This is a genomic window from Plantibacter cousiniae (nom. nud.), from assembly GCF_977070315.1.
In genome coordinates this window covers 314,628-335,737 of record NZ_CDRVEU010000002.1, presented here as the reverse complement: position 1 = coordinate 335,737, position 21,110 = coordinate 314,628, and the positions used below count along the sequence as shown (strand labels likewise).

At 58.8% G+C, this 21,110-nt stretch carries 13 protein-coding genes; 7 read left to right on the top strand and 6 right to left on the bottom strand.

Annotation, left to right across the window (positions count from 1 at the left end; all coding sequences use genetic code 11):
• Together ACW55A_RS05095 and ACW55A_RS05090 are read left to right on the top strand one after the other, a co-directional pair.
• Positions 1–2,112 carry a putative bifunctional diguanylate cyclase/phosphodiesterase gene (locus tag ACW55A_RS05095; protein WP_498810709.1) on the top strand — a complete coding sequence of 704 codons (2,112 nt, stop codon included), beginning with the start codon at positions 1–3 and terminating at the stop codon, positions 2,110–2,112.
• 112 nt (positions 2,113–2,224) lie between these two features.
• Entirely contained in the window at positions 2,225–2,971 is a 747-nt protein-coding gene (locus ACW55A_RS05090) for an SDR family oxidoreductase (RefSeq protein WP_003369452.1), read from the top strand.
• A gap of 48 nt (positions 2,972–3,019) precedes the next feature.
• Here ACW55A_RS05090 and ACW55A_RS05085 read toward each other — a convergent pair whose 3' ends face one another.
• Positions 3,020–3,178: a hypothetical protein gene (locus ACW55A_RS05085; protein WP_072366551.1), complete on the bottom strand. Its 159-nt coding sequence runs from the start codon at positions 3,176–3,178 to the stop codon at positions 3,020–3,022.
• A 294-nt stretch (positions 3,179–3,472) separates the two neighbouring features.
• Here ACW55A_RS05085 and ACW55A_RS05080 point away from each other — a divergent pair, with 294 nt between their 5' ends.
• Genes ACW55A_RS05080 through glgB form a run of 3 tightly spaced genes read left to right on the top strand, consistent with a single transcriptional unit; the run spans position 3,473 to position 11,059 of the window.
• Positions 3,473–5,491 (top strand): alpha-1,4-glucan--maltose-1-phosphate maltosyltransferase, encoded by a 2,019-nt coding sequence (locus tag ACW55A_RS05080; RefSeq protein WP_003434101.1) that lies wholly within the window; start codon positions 3,473–3,475, stop codon positions 5,489–5,491.
• A gap of 19 nt (positions 5,492–5,510) precedes the next feature.
• Positions 5,511–8,837, top strand: coding sequence for a maltose alpha-D-glucosyltransferase (treS, locus tag ACW55A_RS05075; RefSeq protein ID WP_498810710.1), 3,327 nt, complete (start codon positions 5,511–5,513; stop codon positions 8,835–8,837).
• Positions 8,834–11,059, top strand: a complete 2,226-nt coding sequence (glgB, locus tag ACW55A_RS05070) for a 1,4-alpha-glucan branching protein GlgB (RefSeq protein ID WP_498810711.1) — start codon at positions 8,834–8,836, stop codon at positions 11,057–11,059. The genes treS and glgB overlap by 4 nt, the downstream gene beginning before the upstream one ends.
• 30 nt (positions 11,060–11,089) lie before the next feature.
• Here the strand turns inward: glgB and ACW55A_RS05065 are convergent, their stop codons facing one another.
• Together ACW55A_RS05065 and ACW55A_RS05060 are read right to left on the bottom strand one after the other, a co-directional pair.
• Positions 11,090–13,762, bottom strand: coding sequence for an autotransporter family protein (locus tag ACW55A_RS05065; RefSeq protein ID WP_498810712.1), 2,673 nt, complete (start codon positions 13,760–13,762; stop codon positions 11,090–11,092).
• Positions 13,763–14,029: 267 nt separating this feature from the next.
• The gene (locus ACW55A_RS05060) at positions 14,030–15,214 is read right to left on the bottom strand and encodes an MFS transporter (protein ID WP_044308186.1); all 1,185 of its coding nucleotides are present in this window, start codon (positions 15,212–15,214) and stop codon (positions 14,030–14,032) included.
• A gap of 163 nt (positions 15,215–15,377) precedes the next feature.
• Between ACW55A_RS05060 and ACW55A_RS05055 the strand changes: the two genes are divergently transcribed.
• A complete protein-coding gene (locus ACW55A_RS05055) occupies positions 15,378–16,511 on the top strand; it encodes a lactonase family protein (protein ID WP_498810713.1) in 1,134 nt (377 codons plus the stop codon).
• 63 nt (positions 16,512–16,574) lie between these two features.
• Here the strand turns inward: ACW55A_RS05055 and ACW55A_RS05050 are convergent, their stop codons facing one another.
• The 3 genes from ACW55A_RS05050 to ACW55A_RS05040 all read right to left on the bottom strand — a co-directional run bounded on the left by ACW55A_RS05050 (position 16,575) and on the right by ACW55A_RS05040 (position 19,926).
• The gene (locus ACW55A_RS05050) at positions 16,575–18,164 is read right to left on the bottom strand and encodes an ABC-F family ATPase (RefSeq protein WP_003434092.1); all 1,590 of its coding nucleotides are present in this window, start codon (positions 18,162–18,164) and stop codon (positions 16,575–16,577) included.
• 374 nt (positions 18,165–18,538) lie between these two features.
• Complete coding sequence (locus ACW55A_RS05045; protein WP_498810714.1) at positions 18,539–19,192, bottom strand: WaaZ-like lipopolysaccharide core biosynthesis protein; 654 nt, start codon at positions 19,190–19,192, stop codon at positions 18,539–18,541.
• A gap of 596 nt (positions 19,193–19,788) precedes the next feature.
• Positions 19,789–19,926, bottom strand: a complete 138-nt coding sequence (locus tag ACW55A_RS05040; RefSeq protein WP_455808518.1) for a hypothetical protein — start codon at positions 19,924–19,926, stop codon at positions 19,789–19,791.
• A gap of 458 nt (positions 19,927–20,384) precedes the next feature.
• On the opposite strand from ACW55A_RS05040, the gene ACW55A_RS05035 reads away from it, so the two are divergent.
• Positions 20,385–21,086: a DUF3053 domain-containing protein gene (locus ACW55A_RS05035; RefSeq protein WP_003369473.1), complete on the top strand. Its 702-nt coding sequence runs from the start codon at positions 20,385–20,387 to the stop codon at positions 21,084–21,086.
• The last annotated feature ends 24 nt before the right edge of the window (positions 21,087–21,110 follow it).

Here is a 21,110-nt window from a genome sequence, read left to right as displayed (position 1 = left end):
ATGTTGATTGGCAGTTACATCCCTTCACTCGTCGTAATCTCGATTCTCGTCGCTATTCTTGCTGCGTACACGGCCCTCGATCTGGTTGGCCGCATCGTCTCGGCAAGGGGCCGTGCCGTTCACGTATGGATCGCGGGAGGCGCGATCGCGATGGGCGTCGGTACTTGGTCAACGCATTTCATCGGTATGCTGGCGTTCGTATTGCCCATCAACCTTGGCTATGACGTGCCACTGGTGCTGCTTTCGCTGTTGATCGCCATCGGCTTTTCAGGGTTCGCCCTGTGGCTCGCCACCCAGCCGCGATTGCCCGCACTGCAACTGAGCCTGGGGTCGTTGTTGCTGGGGCTTGGCATCAGCGCCATGCACTACACCGGCATGGCGGCCATGCGCATGCAGCCGGGGATTCAATACACGCCGTGGCTGTTGGTACTTTCGTTGGTGATCGCTTTCGCTGCGTCCGCGGCAGCACTGCGAATAGCCTTCCATCTTCGCCAGCGACGCCCTAGGGTCTACCTGCTACGCGCCTCGGCGGCGCTGTTGCTCGGGCTGGCTGTCATTGGCATGCATTACACCGGTATGGCCGCTGCGAATTTTGCTGATGGCAGCTTTTGCGGGGCGCTGCCGCAGGGGCTGAGCAGCAACGGGCTGGACAGATTCGTGCTGGTCGCCAGCCTGTCGATTCTGGGGATTGCGCTGTTCAGCTGCATTCTCGATTCTCACCTGGAAACACGTACCGCGGTTCTGGCCGATTCCCTGACTGAAGCCAATCTGGAACTGACCCACTTGGCCCTGCATGACAACCTGACCGGTTTGCCAAACCGTGCGTTGTTGACGGAGCGCATTGATCGGGCAATGAAGAGGGCCAATGAGACGGGTGGGTGCTTTGCATTGATGTTCATGGACCTCGATGGCTTCAAACCGGTCAACGATGCATTCGGCCACCACACCGGCGACCTGCTGTTGCGGCAGGTCGCCTTGCGTCTTCGCAACAGCCTGCAGCGGCGTGACACGCTGGCAAGAGTCGGCGGCGATGAGTTCGTCCTGCTGGTGGAGCTTCAACACCCTGAGGATGCATTGGCCGTTGCCAGACGACAGGTCAACGAAGTCGGCAACCCGTTCACCATTGGTGAACATCAGTTGCAGATTTCACTGAGCATCGGCATCTGCATCTACCCGGGCAATGGCAGCACCCAGCATGAGCTTCTGATCAATGCCGACGCCGCTATGTACCACACCAAGGCTGCCGGCAAGAACGGCTACAGCTTTTTCGATGCGTCGATGAACAGTAACGCCCGCAATCAGCTGCAAATGTCGCAGGATTTGCACAAGGCGATCAAGCATCGACAGTTCTGTATCTATTACCAGCCCAAGTTCGATGCCATGACCGGACTGCCCGTAGGGGCAGAGGCGTTGTTGCGCTGGAACCATCCGGAACAGGGGATCCTCGCTCCCGACCTGTTCATCGCCATGGCAGAGAAAACCGGTCTGATCATTCAGATCGGCGAGTGGGTCCTGGATGAAGCCTGTCGGCAAATGCGTGAGTGGTACGCGCAGGGTTACTCGCACTGGCGCATTGCAGTCAACCTGTCAGCCTTGCAGTTCTGTCATTCCGGGCTGGTCACGGCAGTGGCGGACACACTGGCGCGGCATCAGTTACCGGCCAACTGCCTGACCCTGGAAATCACCGAAACCACTGCCATGCATGATGCGGATGCCAGCCTGGCGGTGTTGAGAAGGCTTTCGGAAATGGGTGTGGACCTGTCGATCGATGATTTTGGCACCGGTTACTCCAGCCTGATGTACCTGAAGCGATTGCCTGCCAATGAAATCAAGATTGATCGAGGCTTCGTCCGCGATCTGGAGCATGACACCGACGACGCTGCCATTGTTTCGGCCATCGTGGCGGTAGGGCAGGCGCTGAATCTGCGGATAGTCGCCGAGGGCGTCGAAACCGCCGTTCAGCAGCGTTTCCTGACTCATTTGGGATGCCACTCGCTGCAGGGCTTCCTGCTGGGTTATCCGTTGCCGGCCCAGCAGTTTCTCGAAGAAATCCATGCTGCTGAGGCAAAAGCTGCGGTGGATGAGTCCGATACCGGGCAATCCGATTTCTGAAACGCACAGATGGCGCTGGACGGTAAAGGCTGGCACGATCTGAACCGGCTGGTTAACCTGCGAGGGTTGGCTGGATCCTGATGTCGGCCTTTAAAAAAACACGAGACACTCCATGGAAAAAGTCCTCATTATCACCGGTGGTTCGCGCGGGATCGGCGCTGCCACGGCGCGTCTGGCCGCCTCACAGGGTTATCGGATCTGCATCAATTACCTGTCGGATCATGCCGCCGCCGAAAAGACCGCAGTCCAGGTAAGGGCGATGGGCGCCAGAGCGATCACCGTGCAAGCCGACGTCAGCAACGAAGATGAGATCATGCGGCTGTTTGCCCGGGTCGACGCCGAACTCGGTCGAGTCACTCATCTGGTCAACAATGCGGGCACCCTGGCGCAGGCTTCCAGAGTCGAGGACATGTCGGAATTTCGCATGTTGAAGATGATGATGAACAACGTCGTCGGCCCGATGCTGTGCAGCAAACACGCCTTGTTGCGCATGTTGCCGGCACACGGTGGGCACGGCGGCAGCATCGTCAACGTATCCTCGCTCGCGGCGCGCCTCGGCTCGGCAGGCGAGTACGTCGACTATGCGGCATCCAAAGGGGCACTGGACACTTTCACTATCGGACTTTCCAAAGAGGTCGCGGCGGAAAACGTGCGCGTCAACGCAGTACGTCCGGGTTTCATCTTCACCGACTTTCACGCCCTGAGCGGCGATCCGTTCCGCGTCAGCAAGCTTGAGGGTGCATTGCCCATGGGCCGTGGCGGTAACGCGGAGGAAGTGGCCGAGGCCATTCTCTGGTTGCTGTCGGACAATGCGTCGTATACGACTGGAACGTTCATCGATGTAGCGGGAGGGCGCTGAAGGCGTCCATGCTCGGACAGACGCCTTCAGATCCCGTTTACTGACTCGTCACACCGTAACCGGTGGCGCATTGGCAGGCGGGTCGCCGACTGGCGTTTCATTGGGTGGTGGCGTGGATGGCGGCGGCTCCTGTTCGGGGATTGGCTCGGGCAGGGCGGGGTCATCGATGTTTGGATCGGGTACTTCTACCGGATTGGGTAGGGTCATGGTTGCAGCCTCCTTGTCGACCCTGTTTACGACCGCCCGGCAGGGCCGATGATTCAATTGATTTGCTTCCCGCTACAGTCGCCTCGTTGATCCGCTCGCTGGCTGCTTCATCTCTGCGCACGACCACCAAACATCCTCAAAACCTTTGAACTTTACCCTCGTTGACCGCTCGGAACCTAGGCAGCGGAAATAGACGAGTCGCCAGCACAGTGCGATCGTACGCTGCCATACCGTCAATTTTTCCATTGCATGGAATGCACAGGAGCGTCCCTGGGGCGTGAGGAGTGATGCTCGATGAATGAACAGCCATACGGTCCGGATTCCCTGGCCACCGATGTCCCGCAAGCAACCCTTCCGCTGTCACTGACCCAGGCGCTGCAATTACCCCGCATCGTGATCGAAGACACGTTGCCGGTGATCGACGGTGGCCTGTTTGCGGCCAAGGCGATCATCGGGCAACCGGTTACCGTGACCAGCAAGGTCTATGCCGATGGGCACGACAAAATGGCGGTGAATATCCGCTGGCGTGCTGCCGATGAAGAACACTGGCACAGCGCGCCAATGCGCGAACTGGGCAATGACAGCTGGGTTGGTGAATTCACCCCGACCTCCGTAAGCCGTCATGTGTTTCGCCTCGAAGCCTGGATCGATCAGTTCGGCAGCTACCGCTATGAACTGGAAAAGAAGTTCGGCGCTGGCGTTCCTGTCGATCTGGAGCTGGAAGAGGGCCGCATTCATCTGGTCCACGCCGCCGAGCGCAGCCAGAACGAACAGCGCCAGCAGATCGAAAGTCTGCTGGGTCAGCTTGAACAGGGCGATAAAGACGAGAAAGTAGCGCTACTGTTGCACAGCGAAACCGCCAGCCTGATGAAGCTGGCCGACAATCAGGCCTTCCTGAGCCGCAGCGTCGAGTTCCCGCTTGATGTCGAGCGTGAGCTAGCACAGTTTGCCAGCTGGTACGAGCTGTTTCCCCGTTCGATGACCGACGATCCGGCGCGCCACGGCACATTCAACGACGTCCATTCGCGTCTGCCGATCATTCGCGACATGGGCTTCGACGTGCTGTATTTCCCGCCGATTCATCCTATCGGCCGTGCCCACCGCAAGGGGCCGAACAACTCCCTGACCGCCGGACCTGATGATCCGGGCAGCCCGTATGCAATTGGCAGCGGGGATGGCGGCCATGAAGCCATTCACCCACAGCTGGGCAGCCGTGAAGATTTCCGTAACCTCGTGAAAGCTGCAGCCGACCATGGTCTGGAAATCGCGCTGGATTTCGCCATTCAGTGTTCCCAGGATCACCCGTGGCTCAAGCAGCATCCGGGCTGGTTCTCGTGGCGTCCGGACGGCACGATCCGTTATGCGGAAAACCCGCCGAAAAAGTATCAGGACATCGTCAACGTCGATTTCTACGCACCAGACGCCATCCCCGGCCTGTGGACGGAGTTGCGCGACATCGTTCTGGGCTGGGTCAACGAAGGGGTGAAAATCTTCCGCGTCGACAACCCGCACACCAAACCGCTGCCGTTCTGGCAGTGGATGATCGGCGAAGTTCGCAGTCAGCACCCTGAGGTGATGTTCCTGGCCGAAGCCTTTACCAAGCCGGCAATGATGGCACGCCTGGGCAAGGTCGGTTACAGCCAGAGCTACACCTATTTCACCTGGCGCAACACCAAGGCGGAACTCTCTGAGTATTTCACTCAGCTCAATGAAGTCCCGTGGCGTGATTGCTATCGCCCGAATTTCTTCGTCAACACGCCCGATATCAACCCGCGCTTCCTGCATGAGTCCGGTCGCCCTGGGTTTCTGATCCGGGCGGCACTGGCCACTATGGGCTCCGGACTGTGGGGCATGTATTCGGGGTTCGAGCTGTGCGAAGCGGCACCAATCCCTGGCAAGGAAGAGTATCTGGACTCGGAGAAGTATGAGATTCGGGTTCGCGATTACGCGGCGCCGGGCAACATCATTGCCGAGATCGCTCAGCTCAACCGTATTCGTCGGCAGAACCCTGCGCTGCAAACGCACCTGGGGCTGAAGCTGTATAACGCGTGGAATGACAACATCCTGTATTTCGGCAAGCGCTCTGCGGATGGCAGCAACTTCATTCTGGTTGCCGTCAACCTTGACCCGTACAACGCACAGGAAGCGGATTTCGAGTTGCCGCTGTGGGAAATGGGGCTGCCGGATGACGCCGCTACGTCGGGTGAAGACCTGATGACAGGGCACCGCTGGACCTGGTATGGCAAGTATCAGCACACGCGTCTCGATCCAGCTCAACCGTTTGGAATCTGGCGTATCCAGGCCGCGCAATAACACTCCCGAGGAGTCAATAATGGCCAAAAAGCCCGGTGACGCGACATTTATCAAAGACCCGCTCTGGTACAAGGATGCGGTGATTTATCAGGTTCACGTGAAATCGTTCTTTGATTCCAACAACGACGGAATCGGCGATTTCGCGGGCCTGATCGAAAAGCTCGACTACATTGCCGCGCTGGGCGTCAACACCATCTGGTTGTTGCCGTTTTATCCGTCGCCGCGCCGGGACGATGGCTACGACATTTCCGAATACCGCGATGTGCACAGCGACTACGGCACCATGGCCGACGCCAAGCGTTTCATCGCTCAGGCACACAAGCGCGGCCTGCGAGTGATCAGCGAGCTGGTCATCAACCACACGTCCGATCAGCATCCATGGTTTCAGAAAGCCCGCAATGCCAAGCCCGGCTCCAAGGCGCGGGATTTCTATGTGTGGTCGGACACTGATCAGAAGTACGACGGCACGCGGATCATTTTTCTCGATACCGAGACGTCCAACTGGACCTGGGACCCGGTTGCCGGCCAGTACTTCTGGCACCGTTTCTACTCGCATCAGCCGGACCTGAACTTCGACAACCCGCACGTGCTGGATGCGGTACTGGAAGTCATGCGCTTCTGGCTGGATCTGGGCATTGACGGCTTGCGTCTGGATGCCATTCCGTACCTCATCGAACGGGACGGCACCAACAACGAGAACCTGCCGGAAACCCATCAGGTGCTCAAGCGCATCCGTGCCGAGATCGACGCTAATTATCCTGACCGCATGCTGCTGGCCGAGGCCAACCAATGGCCGGAAGACACCCAACTGTATTTTGGCGACAGCAAAGGCCCGGATGGCGATGAATGCCACATGGCTTTTCACTTTCCGTTGATGCCGCGCATGTACATGGCGCTGGCTCAGGAAGATCGTTTTCCGATCACCGATATCCTGCGGCAGACGCCGGAGATTCCGGAAAACTGCCAGTGGGCGATTTTCCTGCGCAACCACGATGAACTGACCCTGGAAATGGTCACCGATCGTGAGCGTGATTATCTGTGGAATTACTACGCCGCCGACCGCCGTGCACGGATCAACCTGGGCATCCGTCGGCGCCTCGCGCCGTTGGTGGATCGCGACCGCCGTCGGGTCGAGTTGCTCAACAGCATGTTGTTGTCGATGCCCGGCACACCGACGCTGTATTACGGCGACGAGATCGGCATGGGCGATAACATCTACCTGGGCGACCGGGACGGTGTGCGCACGCCCATGCAATGGTCCATCGACCGCAACGGCGGCTTTTCGCGCGCCGACCCGGCCAGTCTGGTGTTGCCACCGATCATGGACCCGATGTACGGATTCCAGTCGGTCAACGTCGAAATCCAGGAACGTGATCCGCATTCTCTGCTGAACTGGAACCGGCGCATGCTCGCCGTGCGTAAACAGCAGAAGGCATTCGGGCGTGGCACGTTGAAAATGCTCTCGCCGTCGAACCGCCGCATTCTTGCCTATACCCGCGAATACACAGCGCCTGACGGACACAGTGAAGTTGTGCTGTGTGTCGCCAACGTTTCCAGCGCTGCCCAGGCTGCAGAGCTTGAGCTGTCTGCCTATGCAGGCACGGTGCCGGTGGAAATGCTCGGCGGCAGCGCATTCCCGCCTATCGGCCAGTTAAGCTACCTGCTGACGCTGCCGCCGTACGGCTTTTACTGGTTTTTACTGGCTTCGGAGAATCAAATGCCCAGTTGGCACGTTGAACCCGCGCAGAGCATGCCGGACTTCCCGACCCTGGTGCTCAAGAAGCGTCTGGAAGAGCTGCTCGAAGAGCCACTGCGCAGCACCATGGAAAACACCTCGCTGGCGGTTTACCTGCCCAAACGACGCTGGTTCGCGGGCAAGGACAAGGCGATCGAGCAGGTCAGCATTGCCTACGCCGTGCGCTTCGGTGACGAAGCGAATCCGGTATTGCTCAGTGAAATAGAAGTCACCGCAGGCGGGCAGACCGATCGCTATCAATTGCCGTTCGGCTTGCTGGCCGAAGACGACATCAGCAGTGCATTGCCGCAGCAGCTGGCGCTCGCCCGAGTACGTCGCAACCGCGATGTCGGGTTGATCACGGATGCATTCACTCTGGAAACCTTCATCCGTGCCGTGATTCAGGGCATGCAGTCGGATACCGTCATACCCTGTGCCGACGGCGAGTTGCGTTTTGAGCAAAGCTCGCAGCTGGCGCCCCTGGGCCTGAACGCCGAGTCGGAAGTGCGCTACCTGTCTGCCGAGCAATCGAACAGTTCAGTGGTGGTGGGCAGCAGCCTGGTGCTCAAGCTGATTCGCAAAGTCAGTGCCGGGACGCACCCCGAGCTGGAAATGGGCGCATTCCTGACTCATGCCGGCTTCAAGAACATTTCACCGCTGCTGGGTTCTCTGGTACGCGTCGGCAAGGACGGTCAGCCTAACCTGCTGATGATCGCCCAAGGCTACCTGAGCAATCAGGGCGATGCGTGGGAATGGACCCAGAACAATCTCGAGCGTGCGGTACGCGACGAGCTGGCACATGGTGTTTCCGGCCAGGAACAGCACTACAACGCGTTGCTCGAACTCGCGGACTTCTCGCGCAGTCTTGGCCAGCGCCTGGGTGAGATGCATCAGATTCTGGCATCGCCCACCGACAATGCCGACTTTGCCGTTGAGGTCACCAGCAGCCAGGACAGCAAGGCTTCCGGGGCCAGCGTCAACGCTCAGCTCGAGCGCGCCTTGCAGTTGCTGGAACAGCGCATGGGCGAGCTGGAGCAGGACGATCAGCAACTGGTCAAAGATTTGCTCGCGCAGCGCAAGCAGATCCGTCAGCGCGTCGAAGGCCTGGCCAAGCGCTCGGCCGGTGGCCTGCGCATACGTGTGCATGGCGATCTGCATCTGGGGCAGGTACTGGTGGTCAAGGGCGATGCCTACCTGATCGATTTCGAGGGCGAGCCGGCCCGCGCACTCGAAGAGCGCCGTGCCAAGCACTGCCCGTTCAAGGATGTCAGTGGTGTCCTGCGCTCCTTCGACTACGCTGCGGCGATGGCTGTACGCAGTGCGCAGAGCGTAGACACGTCTCCCGAGGCTGCCGGCGCGCGCAAACGTGTTGCCGATACCTACCTGGCGCAGGCGCGAGAAACCTTCATCGAAGGTTATCGCTCGGCGACCACCGGCATTGCCCATGCCTGGAAAGATGCGAAAGGGGAGGACGCTGCACTCGAGCTGTTCACCCTTGAAAAAGCTGCTTATGAAGTGATCTACGAAGCCGAGAACCGTCCAGCGTGGCTGGCCGTTCCCTTGCAAGGCTTGCGTGGACTGCTGCAACCGTCTGATGGAGAGTCAATATGAATGCGCCTGACAAAACCGGCACGCGCCGCCGCGCGATTCCCGCTGCTGTGGACCTCGACGCGCTGATCCGTGCTGAACATCGTGATCCGTTCTCTGTCCTCGGCCCGCATGGCGATGGCGGCAGCGGGCAGTTCGTTCGCGCCTATCTGCCCGCAGCCTTGAGTGTGCGCTTGCTGGCCAAGGATGACGGTCGCGAACTGGGCGAGATGGAAATGAGCGAAGTGCCGGGGTTTTTCGTCGGCCACCTTGAGCACCCGCAGCCTTACTTGCTGAAAATCAACTGGGCCGGTGGTGAACAGATCACCGAAGACCCTTACAGTTTTGGCCCGCTGCTGGGCGAGATGGACCTTTACCTGTTTGCCGAGGGTAATCATCGCGACCTGAGCAGCTGTCTGGGCGCACAAGTCACCCGCGTCGATGGCGTGGACGGTGTGCGTTTTGCGGTCTGGGCGCCCAATGCGCGTCGTGTTTCTGTCGTTGGCAGCTTCAACAGTTGGGATGGCCGTCGCCATCCGATGCGCATGCGCCACCCGACCGGCGTATGGGAAATTTTCGTCCCGCGTCTGCAGCCAGGTGAGCTCTACAAGTACGAGATTCTCGGCGCTCACGGCATTCTGCCGCTGAAAAGCGACCCGATGGCTCTGGCCACCACGTTGCCGCCTGACACCTCGTCGAAGATCTCTGCGCCGCTGCAATTCGAGTGGAATGACCAGGAGTGGCTGCAATCAAGGGCAGGCCGTCACCAAGTGACTGCACCCTTGTCAATCTACGAGTTGCACGCAGGCTCCTGGCAGATGGAGCAGGTCGACGACAATCAATGGCGGCAGTACAACTGGCGTGAACTGGCTGATCGCCTGATTCCTTACGTCAAGGAACTTGGCTTCACGCACATCGAGCTGATGCCGATCATGGAGCACCCGTTCGGTGGTTCGTGGGGCTATCAGTTGCTGGCCCAGTTCGCGCCAACTGCCCGCTACGGTTCGCCGGAAGATTTCGCCTTCTTCGTCGATGCCTGTCACCGGGCTGAGATCGGCGTCATTCTTGACTGGGTTCCCGCGCATTTTCCGACCGATACCCATGGTCTGGCGCAGTTCGACGGCACTTGCCTGTATGAGTACGCGGACCCCAAGGAAGGCTTCCATCAGGACTGGAACACCCTGATCTACAACCTGGGGCGCACTGAGGTTCACGGCTTCATGCTGGCCTCGGCATTGCACTGGCTCAAGCATTACCACATCGACGGTCTGCGCGTGGATGCAGTGGCGTCGATGCTGTACCGCGACTATTCGCGTAATGCGGGCGAATGGGTGCCGAATCGCTTCGGCGGCCGCGAAAATCTCGAGGCCATCGACTTCCTGCGTCATTTGAACGACGTGGTTGCGCTGGAAGCCCCCGGGACCATGGTGATTGCCGAAGAGTCGACGGCGTGGCCGGGCGTCAGCGAGCCGACCCAGCAGGGTGGGCTTGGCTTCAATTACAAGTGGAACATGGGCTGGATGCATGACTCGCTGCAGTACATGGAAGAGGACCCGATCAACCGCGGGCATCACCATGGCAAGCTGAGCTTCAGCCTGGTGTATGCGTGGTCCGAGCGTTTTGTACTGCCTATTTCCCACGACGAAGTGGTGCACGGCAAACATTCGCTGATCGACAAGATGCCGGGTGACCGCTGGCAGAAATTCGCCAACCTGCGCGCGTATCTGTCTTTCATGTGGACGCATCCCGGCAAGAAGCTGCTGTTCATGGGCTGCGAATTCGGCCAATGGCGCGAGTGGAACCACGACAGGGAGCTGGACTGGTATTTGATGCAATACGCCGAGCACGTGGGCGTGAAGAATCTGGTCGGCGATCTGAACCGCCTCTATCGAGACGAAAAGGCGCTGCACGAGCGCGATGCAGACCCTGCCGGCTTCCAGTGGCTGGTTGGCGATGACAGTGCCAACAGCGTGTTTGCCTACCTGCGCTGGAGCAACGAGGGTGAACCGCTGCTGGTGGTCGCCAACATGACCCCGGTGCCGCGCCTGGACTACCGTCTCGGCGCGCCGATGCGAGGTGCCTGGACGGAGCTGTTGAACAGTGATGCGGAAACCTACGCAGGCTCCAACTTTGGCAATGGTGGCGAGGTCATGACTGAAGCCGAGCCGGCGCATGGGATGGAAGATTCGCTGGTGCTGAATCTGCCACCACTTGCGGTGTTGATCCTCAAACCGAAGAAAGACTGACCAAGGCGCGTCCCCGCGTTGATGGTCGCGTTACCACACCAGCCTGAACCCCAGGCTGGTGTTCACTCCCTCCGCTCCACGCTCGTTCAGATCGCCAAGGTAATCAGCGCTCCAGTGCAGACTGGCGTTGCTGCTCAATGTCGCTATCATCCCTGCGCCAATACTGCCCGTCGTTGATCGATGCGCGGTTTTTATCTGCTCTGCGTGATCGAAGGTCAGCGTGTCATGGCCGTCTTTGGTGTGCCAAAGGTTGGCCCGCAGATAAGGCTCTATCGGTACGCTGCTCAATTGATAGCGTCCCTTGAAACGCACGCCGATGCGCCCTGTGGTGTAGGCCTGACTGTCGAACCCGAGATGGGCAATGCCGTCATCCTGATCCTGCAGGTCTACGCGCTGGTAGATGATCTGTAACTGCGGCTCGGCAACCCAGCGCTGTGAAAGCGGCAGCGGATAACCTGTCTCGACGGACAGGCTCATGACGTGGCCTTCAGTGTCGACACCGATGCCCCTGACAGAGCGGCTGCGGCCATCCAGGCGTGTGCCCATCGCTACTGCGTCGACGTATCCGCCACTCGGTGTGGTCAGCGTCCAGTACGCGCCCAGGCTTTCTCCCTGCAGTTTCAGACGCCCTGTTTCGTAGTCGCTGAAACCGTCTGCAAAACCCTTCACCTTGCCGTCCAGACGGTTATGCGCGACGAACAGGCCGACGCGCTGAGTCTGTCCGCTGTCCTGTTGCCAGGCATACAGGTCATGGCCAATCTGATAACCCTTGAATGAAGCGTCCAGGCCAGGCCTCACGTCCCCGGACCAGCGTTGCCTGAAGTCACTGCCGAACACGCGTGCCCAGCCTGCCGACGTCGCGCCGTTTTGTGTCAGCAGGGCTTGATCACCCTGACGCTCATGAAAGGTGCCCAGTGAACTCAGCGCGAGTACCGCAGCAGTTGGCGCCAGGACGGAGTAATTGGCGACCTCGGGTCGGTACAGCGCGATGGGCGCGGCTCCGCGAACGGGTTCAGGTAGTGGCGGGGTTCCAATGGCAGGCACCGGCAGTGTGGCTGCTGGCAGGACAGGGGGTGGGCTGTTCGGCTCAGGCTCAGGGTTTGGGGCAGGTACAGGTTGTGGTGTGGGTGCAGGTTCAGGCTGCGGTGTAGGTGTCGGCTCGGGAACAGGAACAGGTGTTGGCAGTGGCGTTGGCTGTGCCGGTTCTGGGGTGGGTTCGACAGGCGCTGGCGTTGGCGTTGGCGGAGCAATCACCGCAGAGCGCAGGAACCAGCTATTCTCCGAGCCGGCAGTGGCGCCGCCCTTGAACAGGTAATACTGATAAGCGCCTGCAGACAGCGGATTTTGCAACGAAAAGGCGCCGCTATCGCTGGTTGCACCGTTGATGGTTTGTACCACTTCAATGCCGTTGCCACGAGTCAGGGCGCCCAGCCCACCCGAGTTGCTGACGATCATGCGCGTAAACCCACTGATACGACCCTGTGCAATCACCAGTCGGTCGCTGGCGGATGCATCATCGCCCAGTGCCGAGAGCAACAGCAGCCGTCCGTTCTGGCCGGTGTAATTGCCGGTCACCGTCAATGTGCCAGTGAGCGAACGGCCTGCATCGCTGACGTCCAGCGTTCCCGCATTCTCCAGTGACGCAAGGGATCCGGCGCTGAAGGGGAGAATACTGCCCGAAGTCGAGATCAATGTGCTGGTGGAATCGATGTTCAGAACGCCGGTGTTACTCACGTTGTCACCAAGGACCAGCTTGCCGGCCAGATTCAACTGCGAGCCGTTGCTCACATTGATCGTTTCCCAGTTGGCATAACGACCCGGCTGCGACGATACAGTGTTATCGAAGGTCAACACGTCGTTGCCCGGGCCGCCGTCGAGCAGCGGGTTGGCGCTCAGGTAGTATTCGCTCAGGTTGTACAGGCGTGCCGTATCGTTGCCGTCGGCCATCAACACGTTGCTGCGTGCGTAACCGCCGTTCAGCCAGTTGAAGTTGTCATTGCCAACGCTGGTGCGAACTTCGCCGCGAATCTCGCCGCCGCTGAGGGTGATCTGGTCGTCGCCGCCACTGACGCTGACGTTGCCGCCAACAATGCCGCCCGACAAGGTGATCGTGTCTCGGCCAAAGCCGGTGACCAGGTTGTTGATGATGGTGCCACCGGACATCTCGAATACATTGTTGTCCAGCTTCATGTCCACGCGACCGATGCTGCCACCGCTCATCACCGCCACGTCACCATCCTCGAACGCGCGGGTGATGGTGCCGCCCGTCATCAGAAAGGTATCCCGCCCATCCCCTTGGGCCAGAGCGCTCAGCGTGCCGCCGCTCATGACAAAATCGTCGGGATCATCGCCCTGGTTCAGATCGCCGCTGACCTCACCTGTGGAGAGTGTGAAACGGTCGATTCCGGCCGCTTGGGTGACGTTGCCCAGAATCCGCCCCGACTGCATGTCCACGCTGTCCATTCCTGGACCGAACAGGATATTGCCGGACACGGTGCCCGTTCCGCCGGCCGGAAATATCAGCACGTGGTCACCGCTCAGCGCGCTAAACGGCCAGCTGCTGCCGCTGTCGCAGACCTGAACGCCTGCCGATGCCAGGGAGGAAAGGCTGCAGGCACCTTCGGCCCAGGAAGGGATGGTTGCCAGTATCACTACCGGTAGCACGTTGCAGGTCTGGTAAAGATGGACACAACGGATTTTCATGACAGCACTCCCGTCCAGGCTGGCAGCAGGGAGGCGGAGGCAATCGAGAGGGATCGAGGTGCCTGACTGCTACGCAAAGCGGCGTCACGCCAAGGCGGCTGACAATCGCTTTGCAAGCCTGTTTCGAGGCTCGCAGTATCAAGTCAAGAAGTCGTTGCTGAATGCGTCAAGAAGTTGACCGACCGATGGCGGACTTTAAGCTTTATCTACTAACTATTGGAACTACAACCGAAAAGCTTATGCGGTAAAGCCACTGTCTAGGGCGATTTACTCTAGTCGAGCGGTGCGCCGCGACAACCAGATTGTCAGGGCCAGCGCGCAAACCGATAGCAGGGCAGCGTAAAAAAATATCCAGTCATAACCCTGACCCAAGGCAATTGCGCCCATCACCGGACCTGCGATTGCCAATGCCAGGTCAAAGAACACCGCGTAGGCGCTCAGGCCTGCGCCGCGGCTAGGGGTGGGTACGCGCTTGATGGCTTCTACGCCGAGCGCCGGGTAGACCAGCGACAGCCCCACGCCGGTCAATCCGGCCCCTGCAAGGGCAACGCCGCTGCTCGACGAAAGCCAGAGCATCAACAGCCCGCAGATTTCTACCGCCATGCACACAATGGCCGCGTTGTAGCCGCCCAGCCGGTTGATGGCACCGATGAACAGCAGGCGGGCGAGGATAAAGCACACACCAAACATGCTCAGGCAATAGGCCGCGCCTTCCCAGCCACGATTCAGATAGAACAGGGTGATGAAGGTGGTCAGCGTGCCATAGCCGATCGACGATAGCGTCAGGCCCAGACCATAGGGTGCGATCCGGCCGAATACCGACCAGTAGGGCAGGCGCTCACCGACAATAATGGGCACCGAAGGCTTGTCGCGAATCAGCCTCAGCGCCAGACCTGCCATCACCATCAGGGCAATACCCAGGCTGTTGAAACCAATGCTATCGATGACCACTACGCCCAGCGGTGCACCGATGGCAATCGCCCCATAGGACGCGATACCGTTCCACGAGATTGAGCGGGCAGTGTGCTCCGGGCCGACCTTGCCGATGCACCAACTGATGGTGCCGACCCCGATGAGCCCTTGAGAGACGCCGAGGAACAGCCGCGCGACGATGAGAATTGACAGGCTCAGCGTGGCAAACTCGTGCAGCAGTGTGGCCAGCAAGGTCATGCTGCCACTGATGACGATGCCCCAGAGCCCGAATACGATGGAGCGCTTGCTGCCCAGCGTATCTGTCGCACGGCCGGCGAAAGGCCGGCTGAGCAGGGTGGCGAGGTACTGCGAGGCGATGGTCAGGCCGGCAATCAGCGGGCTGAAACCGAGCTGGTCATGAACATAGCCGGGCAACACCGCAATAGGCAGGCCGATGCACAGGAAGGCGATGAACGTGTAAAAGACGATAGAGACGATCTGCAGCGTAATCGTCATGGAACCGGGTTGTGCGGCAGGCATTGGACTCTTCGCTGGCAGGCGGTGGGAGTGCCCCATCATGGCGTGCGTCGTGGATAAATGAAAGCAGGCTAACGGTATTATGCGGCTGCTTATCAGACAGTTGCCGTTGTGAGGAGATACTCATAGGATGACTGATCACATCACAATAATAAAAAGGTTTGTCATGAGAAATATTCTATTGCTGGCCGCTGCGGTTGGTTGTTCATTCGGCCTGAGCGCCCAGGCAGCCACCTTCGCCTACATTTCCAGCCCCATCGATGGGCTGATCTCTCAATACCGTCTCGATGAGCAGAGCGGGGCGCTCAGCCTGGTCGAGCAGACCAAGGCAGGTGATCAGGTCAATCCGATGGCCATCACGCCGGATGGCAAAGCGTTATTCGCCGCGCTGCGCGCCAAACCCTATCAGGTGCTGAGTTTCAGCATCGAGCCTGGCACCGGGCACCTCAAACCCCTCAGTCAGGCGCCGCTGGCCGAGAGTCTGGCCTACCTGTCTACCGATCGCAGCGGACGCTTCCTGTTTGGTGCGTCCTATGGCGCCGACTTGCTCAGCGTCCAGCCCATCGACGCGCAGCACCGCCCGAGCGACAGCATTCAGACTTACAAGACCGGCATGCATGCGCATTCGGTGCGCACCGATCCGAGCAACCGGTTTGTGTACGCCGGTAACCTGGGCGTCGATCGTGTGCTGCAATACCGCCTGGAGCCCAAGGACGGCAAGCTTGTGCCCATCGGCGAGGGCTACGTCGTCGTTCCCGACAACACCGGCCCACGCCACCTGACCTTTTCGTCCGATGGCAAGTTTCTGTATGTCGTCGGTGAAATGAGTGGCACCGTCACGGCCTTCGCGATCAATCAGAAAACCGGTGCGTTGAAGCAGACCAGTCAGGCAGACGGTATTCCCAAACGCTTGAACCTGGCACCGGGGCAGGCCCGTGATGCGCGCAACAACGATCTCAAGGATGACCCGACGCCGCGCATCTGGGCTGCGGATATTCGCCTCGCGCCGAACGGCAAATGGCTGTTCATCAGCGAGCGCACCAGCAGCAGCGTGTCGGTGTTCAACGTTGATCCCACCAGCGGCAAAGTGACGTTCGTTGAAAATTATCCCGTTCAGGAAAAGCAGCCGCGCAACATCGCGGTGTCGCCCAATGGCCGTTGGTTGCTGGTGAGTGGCGAGAAAAGCGACAAGGTCGGCAGTTACGCCATCGACGAGAAGGGTGCCTTGCAACGGGTCGGCGAAGCGCCTTCGGGCAAGGGTGCGCTGTGGATTGAAATGCTCAGCCAGTCGAGCGAATAAGCGCTCCGAAACCAAAAAGCCCTGTCACAAGACAGGGCTTTTTGCTATTGCAGGCTGACAGGCTTAGAACGAAACGCCCTGGCTGCGCAGGTAGTCGTCATAGGTGCCGCTGAAATCGACTACGCCACTTGGGCTGAGTTCGATGATGCGGGTAGCCAGCGAGGACACGAACTCGCGGTCGTGACTGACGAAAATCAGTGTGCCTGGATAGTTTTCCAGCGCCAGGTTCAGCGACTCGATGGATTCCATGTCCAGGTGGTTGGTCGGTTCGTCCATCACCAGCACGTTGGGCTTTTGCAGGATCAGTTTGCCGAACAGCATGCGGCCCTGTTCACCACCGGAAATCACCTTCACCGACTTGAGGATCTCGTCGTTGGAGAACAGCATGCGGCCCAGGGTGCCACGTACCAGTTGCTCGCCGCCCTGGGTCCACTGACCCATCCAGTCGAACAGGGTGGAGTCATCCTCGAAATCGTGAGCATGATCCTGAGCGTAATAGCCGATTTCCGCCGCATCGGTCCACTTGACCGTGCCAGCATCCGCTTGCAGCTCGTTGACCAGCGTGCGCAGCAGGGTGGTCTTGCCGATGCCGTTCGGGCCGATGATGGCCACGCGTTCGCCGGCTTCGACCTGGAAGCTGAAGTCCTTGAACAGGGTCTTGCCGTCGAAGCCTTTGGCCATGCGATCGACGATGACCGCCTGGCGGTGCAGCTTCTTGGTCTGTTCGAAACGAATGAACGGGCTGACACGGCTGGAGGGCTTGACCTCGGCCAGCTGGATCTTGTCGATCGCCTTGGCCCGGGAGGTGGCCTGCTTGGCTTTCGAGGCGTTGGCCGAGAAGCGGCTGACGAACGATTGCAGTTCGGAAATCTGCGCTTTCTTCTTGGCGTTGTCGGACAGCAACTGCTCGCGGGACTGGGTCGCCACGGTCATGTACTCGTCATAGTTGCCCGGGAACAGACGCAGCTCGCCGTAATCCAGGTCGGCCATGTGCGTGCACACGCTGTTCAGGAAGTGACGGTCGTGGGAGATGATGATCATCAGGCTGTTACGCTGGGTCAGGATGTTTTCCAGCCAGCGAATGGTGTTGATGTCCAGGTGGTTGGTCGGTTCGTCGAGCAGCAGTACTTCCGGATCGGAGAACAGTGCCTGAGCGAGCAGAACGCGCAGCTTCCAGCCCGGCGATACTTCGCTCATCGGACCATTGTGCTGTTCGATGCCGATACCCAGACCCAGCAGCAGTTCACCGGCGCGGGACTCGGCGGTGTAACCGTCCATTTCCGCAAACTCGGTTTCCAGCTCGGCAACGGCCATGCCGTCATCTTCACTCATTTCCGGCAGAGAATAGATGCGGTCGCGCTCGGCCTTGACCTTCCAGAGCTCTTCGTGACCCATGATCACGGTGTCGAGCACTGTGAACTCTTCATAGGCGAACTGATCCTGGCGCAACTTACCCAGACGCACGTTCGGCTCCAGCATCACCTGCCCACCCGAAGGCTCGAGGTCGCCACCGAGGATTTTCATGAACGTGGACTTGCCGCAGCCGTTCGCGCCAATCAGGCCGTAACGGTTACCGGCGCCAAACTTGACCGAGACATTCTCGAACAAGGGTTTGGGGCCGAACTGCATGGTGATGTTAGCTGTGGAGATCAATTACTTTACCTATCAATAACGTGGGCAATAACCGGGGGAGCGCTGGCGTCAGGGGTGTGGTGTTCAGGACCCCACCCAAGCTGTTCAGTCCGCTCCGTCCGAGCATGAGCTGACCCAACGGGCATACGTCTACCGCAACGGCAGCCTGCCACGACTGCGTTGCCGGGATATGAATGTGGGGGTTCACGCCAGACATTGGCGCGCATTGTCGCATAGGTCGGGCGGCAGTGACATGGTGGACGGCAGAGGATTGCCGAGTTTAACGGTTCGGGGCAGGGCTGGCGCCCGTTTCAGCACCCTTCGCCGCGGGCAACTGCGGATGCCTCAAGATAAACAGGTGCATTGCAGGCGACGCTCTCTATAGTGGCGAAGTACTATCCCTGAAGTGCGCAACTGACTTTATGGCGAACTTCGTCAAGGCTCAACTTGGGAATCACCTCGTGCGGCACTCGCGAGCTCTCGGAGACATTGAATACCTGGAAGTCGCTTCCGACGACCTGTTTCGACATCAGCTCCAGCGAGGGAAGAATTCTTGATTCGTAATGCTGATCCAGACCGCAGGGTGAGCAATTGTCGCTGGATGATTCATAGAACCGGCCCACGGACTGATTCATGTCGAAACCGACCAGAAAGACGTCGTCGAAACCAAGGTGATAGGACAGTTGCAGCGCCAGATACATGACCGTTCGGGCGTCGAAAAAACCAAGTTCCAGATTCTTGCTGAAGCCGATATCCCGGCTTCTGCTACTCCATAACGAAAGTTTTCTGACCAGTGCATTTTCCCGGGAGCACAGCGCTGCAACCGTCGACAATCTGGGCGATTTCTTCAGTGCATAAGCGCGTCCGGAAGGTCTGGGAATGTCGCCGCGAAACTGATCTTCCCAAAGGCCTACATTCTCGCTGGAGCGCATTGCAGCGGCGAACAGCTCAGGCTGCTGGTTGGGGAAATCCCTGTCGGAGCAGACGTAGAACAACGGTTTTATATTCGTGCCTGCGAACATCGAGAACGCACCGTTCATGGTGATCATGGGGATGTGCGAGAACTCTTTGATCGGGAAATCCTTCGCTGACTTCCCAGAGCCAATCAGGAAGACCGGCCCTTTTTTAGTGCCCCTGCATGTACTGAAATCAAGCACGCGCGTCGGTTCAGGCATGTGCTCGTCAACAGCATTGCGTAGGTAGCGCGTCGAATTAATTGATTGACTAGTCATGGCTACCCTGTAGGCACTAGTGGCAAATTAGTTGGGACATATTGCGCAGGATGTTATTGGCTGGTGGCCAGTAATTCAACATCAAAGGGTCTAAAAAGAGTATCACACTGGAAACAACTGGCTACATAGCTCGGGCGCCGATTCACGAAACGCGTTATTCACTAGATGGTTTTCGGATGTAAGGTCAGGTCGGTGATATTGATTTAATATTGATTAGCCACTACTTGATGGCGGCTGTATCGGCTTCTGTTTCTGGCAAAATATTCTGTACTTTAGATGCGCAGCGAGAAGATCGAAATATGTATCAGGACGATACATTTGCAGAGGGTAAGTTGGACGAAGTCGGTCACAAAAGGTTTTTTCTGCAAGGCCCGGTGATCACCGGGCCCGCCATTTCTGGTGCGTGTTGACGGTTAGTCGGATTTCCTTTCCTGCTTTTTCCTCTTGAACCAGCTTCCCAGCGCATGGAAAGGGTGAATGAACATCGCAATCGCTCCGAGCAGAAAGACGATGGAGACAAGGATCAGACCCAGCCCTTCGTGTGCAAACATAGTGATTGACTCCTGTTGTCACTTTGTCGGTCCGTTGAAGACTAGTCGCTGAAACGTTTCACCTCATGAAGAAATGTTAAGGAACTTTCCCGCAGTGGCTTCAAGAGAGGACCCGGCGCCATGCAGACGTACGCACGATCCGGGCGCAGATGCCCGGTTTCCTTCCGCCGAACCAGTGCGGTCGCGCGCTGACTTTGCCAGGATGACGCGCTGAAGCTACACGCGATATTTATCTGAAACCGGGTTCGACCGGCATCCTGCTGCTCTTCGAAGGACCCGCACCGCGTGACGTTTGCACCGCCCATCACCCGAAACCCTCAACGGTCAGCTGGCATTCCGACAAGTATCTTCAATGCCGTCGTGGAACTAGATGAGGCGATGACGAGACTATAAGCACGCTCGCGTTCAGCAGGCGTGGCCTGTGAACGTGCATTCTTATGATCCCGGAGGTTACTGACATGAAGTCCCTTTTCCGTCCAGCTTTGCTGCTGGCTGTCGCTTTACCCCTGTTCCTGGCTGGCTGCGGAGACAAGGAACCCGAGCAGCGCACTGCGTTCACTCAGTTCCTGCAAACCCGAATTGTCGACAAGCCGGGCGTGCATGTGCCCAAGCTGACGGATGAAGAAAAGAAAGCGTTTGGTGACTACACCTCGCACTACGCGGTCATCTCCGACTTCGGCGCGGGTATGGACACTGCGGTGCAGCCACTCGCCGGCTTGATGCAGAAAGGCTCCTTTCATTCGGTCAGCGATGTCATTCAACGCCGTGCAGACCTGGCCGCCGTGCAGACGGGACTCGATGAAGTGGGCGAAAAGCTGACCATCGAGCAGGGCAAGGCAGACGCGGCACGTGCGAAACTCAAGCAGCCAGAAGACCTGAAGGTGGTTTACGACAAGGCCTACGACCGAACTGTCAGCGTACCCGCCAACACCTTCCGTGAAGTGCTGCCGCAGATAAAGGGCACCTTTTCCAGTGGTCTGAAGGTTGCCGATTATGTGGACGCGCACAAATCGCAGATCGATATCTCGGGTTCGACGATCACCGTCAAGGACCCGGTGGTACAGACCGAGCTCAACAAACTGCTGCAAGAGCTGAATGAGCAGGGCAAGAACGCGCAACAAGCCCAGTCCAAACTGCAATCGCTCATGACCGGCCGCTGATAACGAGCTGCTGCGTCTGAAGTG

Bases quoted from the DNA above. Each gene is read 5' to 3' on its own strand.
- ACW55A_RS05095 (WP_498810709.1), top strand. From the start codon at position 1: ATGTTGATTGGCAGTTACATCCCTTCACTCGTCGTAATCTCGATTCTC.
- ACW55A_RS05090 (WP_003369452.1), top strand. From the start codon at position 2,225: ATGGAAAAAGTCCTCATTATCACCGGTGGTTCGCGCGGGATCGGCGCT.
- ACW55A_RS05085 (WP_072366551.1), bottom strand. From the start codon at position 3,178: ATGACCCTACCCAATCCGGTAGAAGTACCCGATCCAAACATCGATGAC.
- ACW55A_RS05080 (WP_003434101.1), top strand. From the start codon at position 3,473: ATGAATGAACAGCCATACGGTCCGGATTCCCTGGCCACCGATGTCCCG.
- treS (WP_498810710.1), top strand. From the start codon at position 5,511: ATGGCCAAAAAGCCCGGTGACGCGACATTTATCAAAGACCCGCTCTGG.
- glgB (WP_498810711.1), top strand. From the start codon at position 8,834: ATGAATGCGCCTGACAAAACCGGCACGCGCCGCCGCGCGATTCCCGCT.
- ACW55A_RS05065 (WP_498810712.1), bottom strand. From the start codon at position 13,762: ATGAAAATCCGTTGTGTCCATCTTTACCAGACCTGCAACGTGCTACCG.
- ACW55A_RS05060 (WP_044308186.1), bottom strand. From the start codon at position 15,214: ATGCCTGCCGCACAACCCGGTTCCATGACGATTACGCTGCAGATCGTC.
- ACW55A_RS05055 (WP_498810713.1), top strand. From the start codon at position 15,378: ATGAGAAATATTCTATTGCTGGCCGCTGCGGTTGGTTGTTCATTCGGC.
- ACW55A_RS05045 (WP_498810714.1), bottom strand. From the start codon at position 19,192: ATGATCACCATGAACGGTGCGTTCTCGATGTTCGCAGGCACGAATATA.
- ACW55A_RS05040 (WP_455808518.1), bottom strand. From the start codon at position 19,926: ATGTTTGCACACGAAGGGCTGGGTCTGATCCTTGTCTCCATCGTCTTT.
- ACW55A_RS05035 (WP_003369473.1), top strand. From the start codon at position 20,385: ATGAAGTCCCTTTTCCGTCCAGCTTTGCTGCTGGCTGTCGCTTTACCC.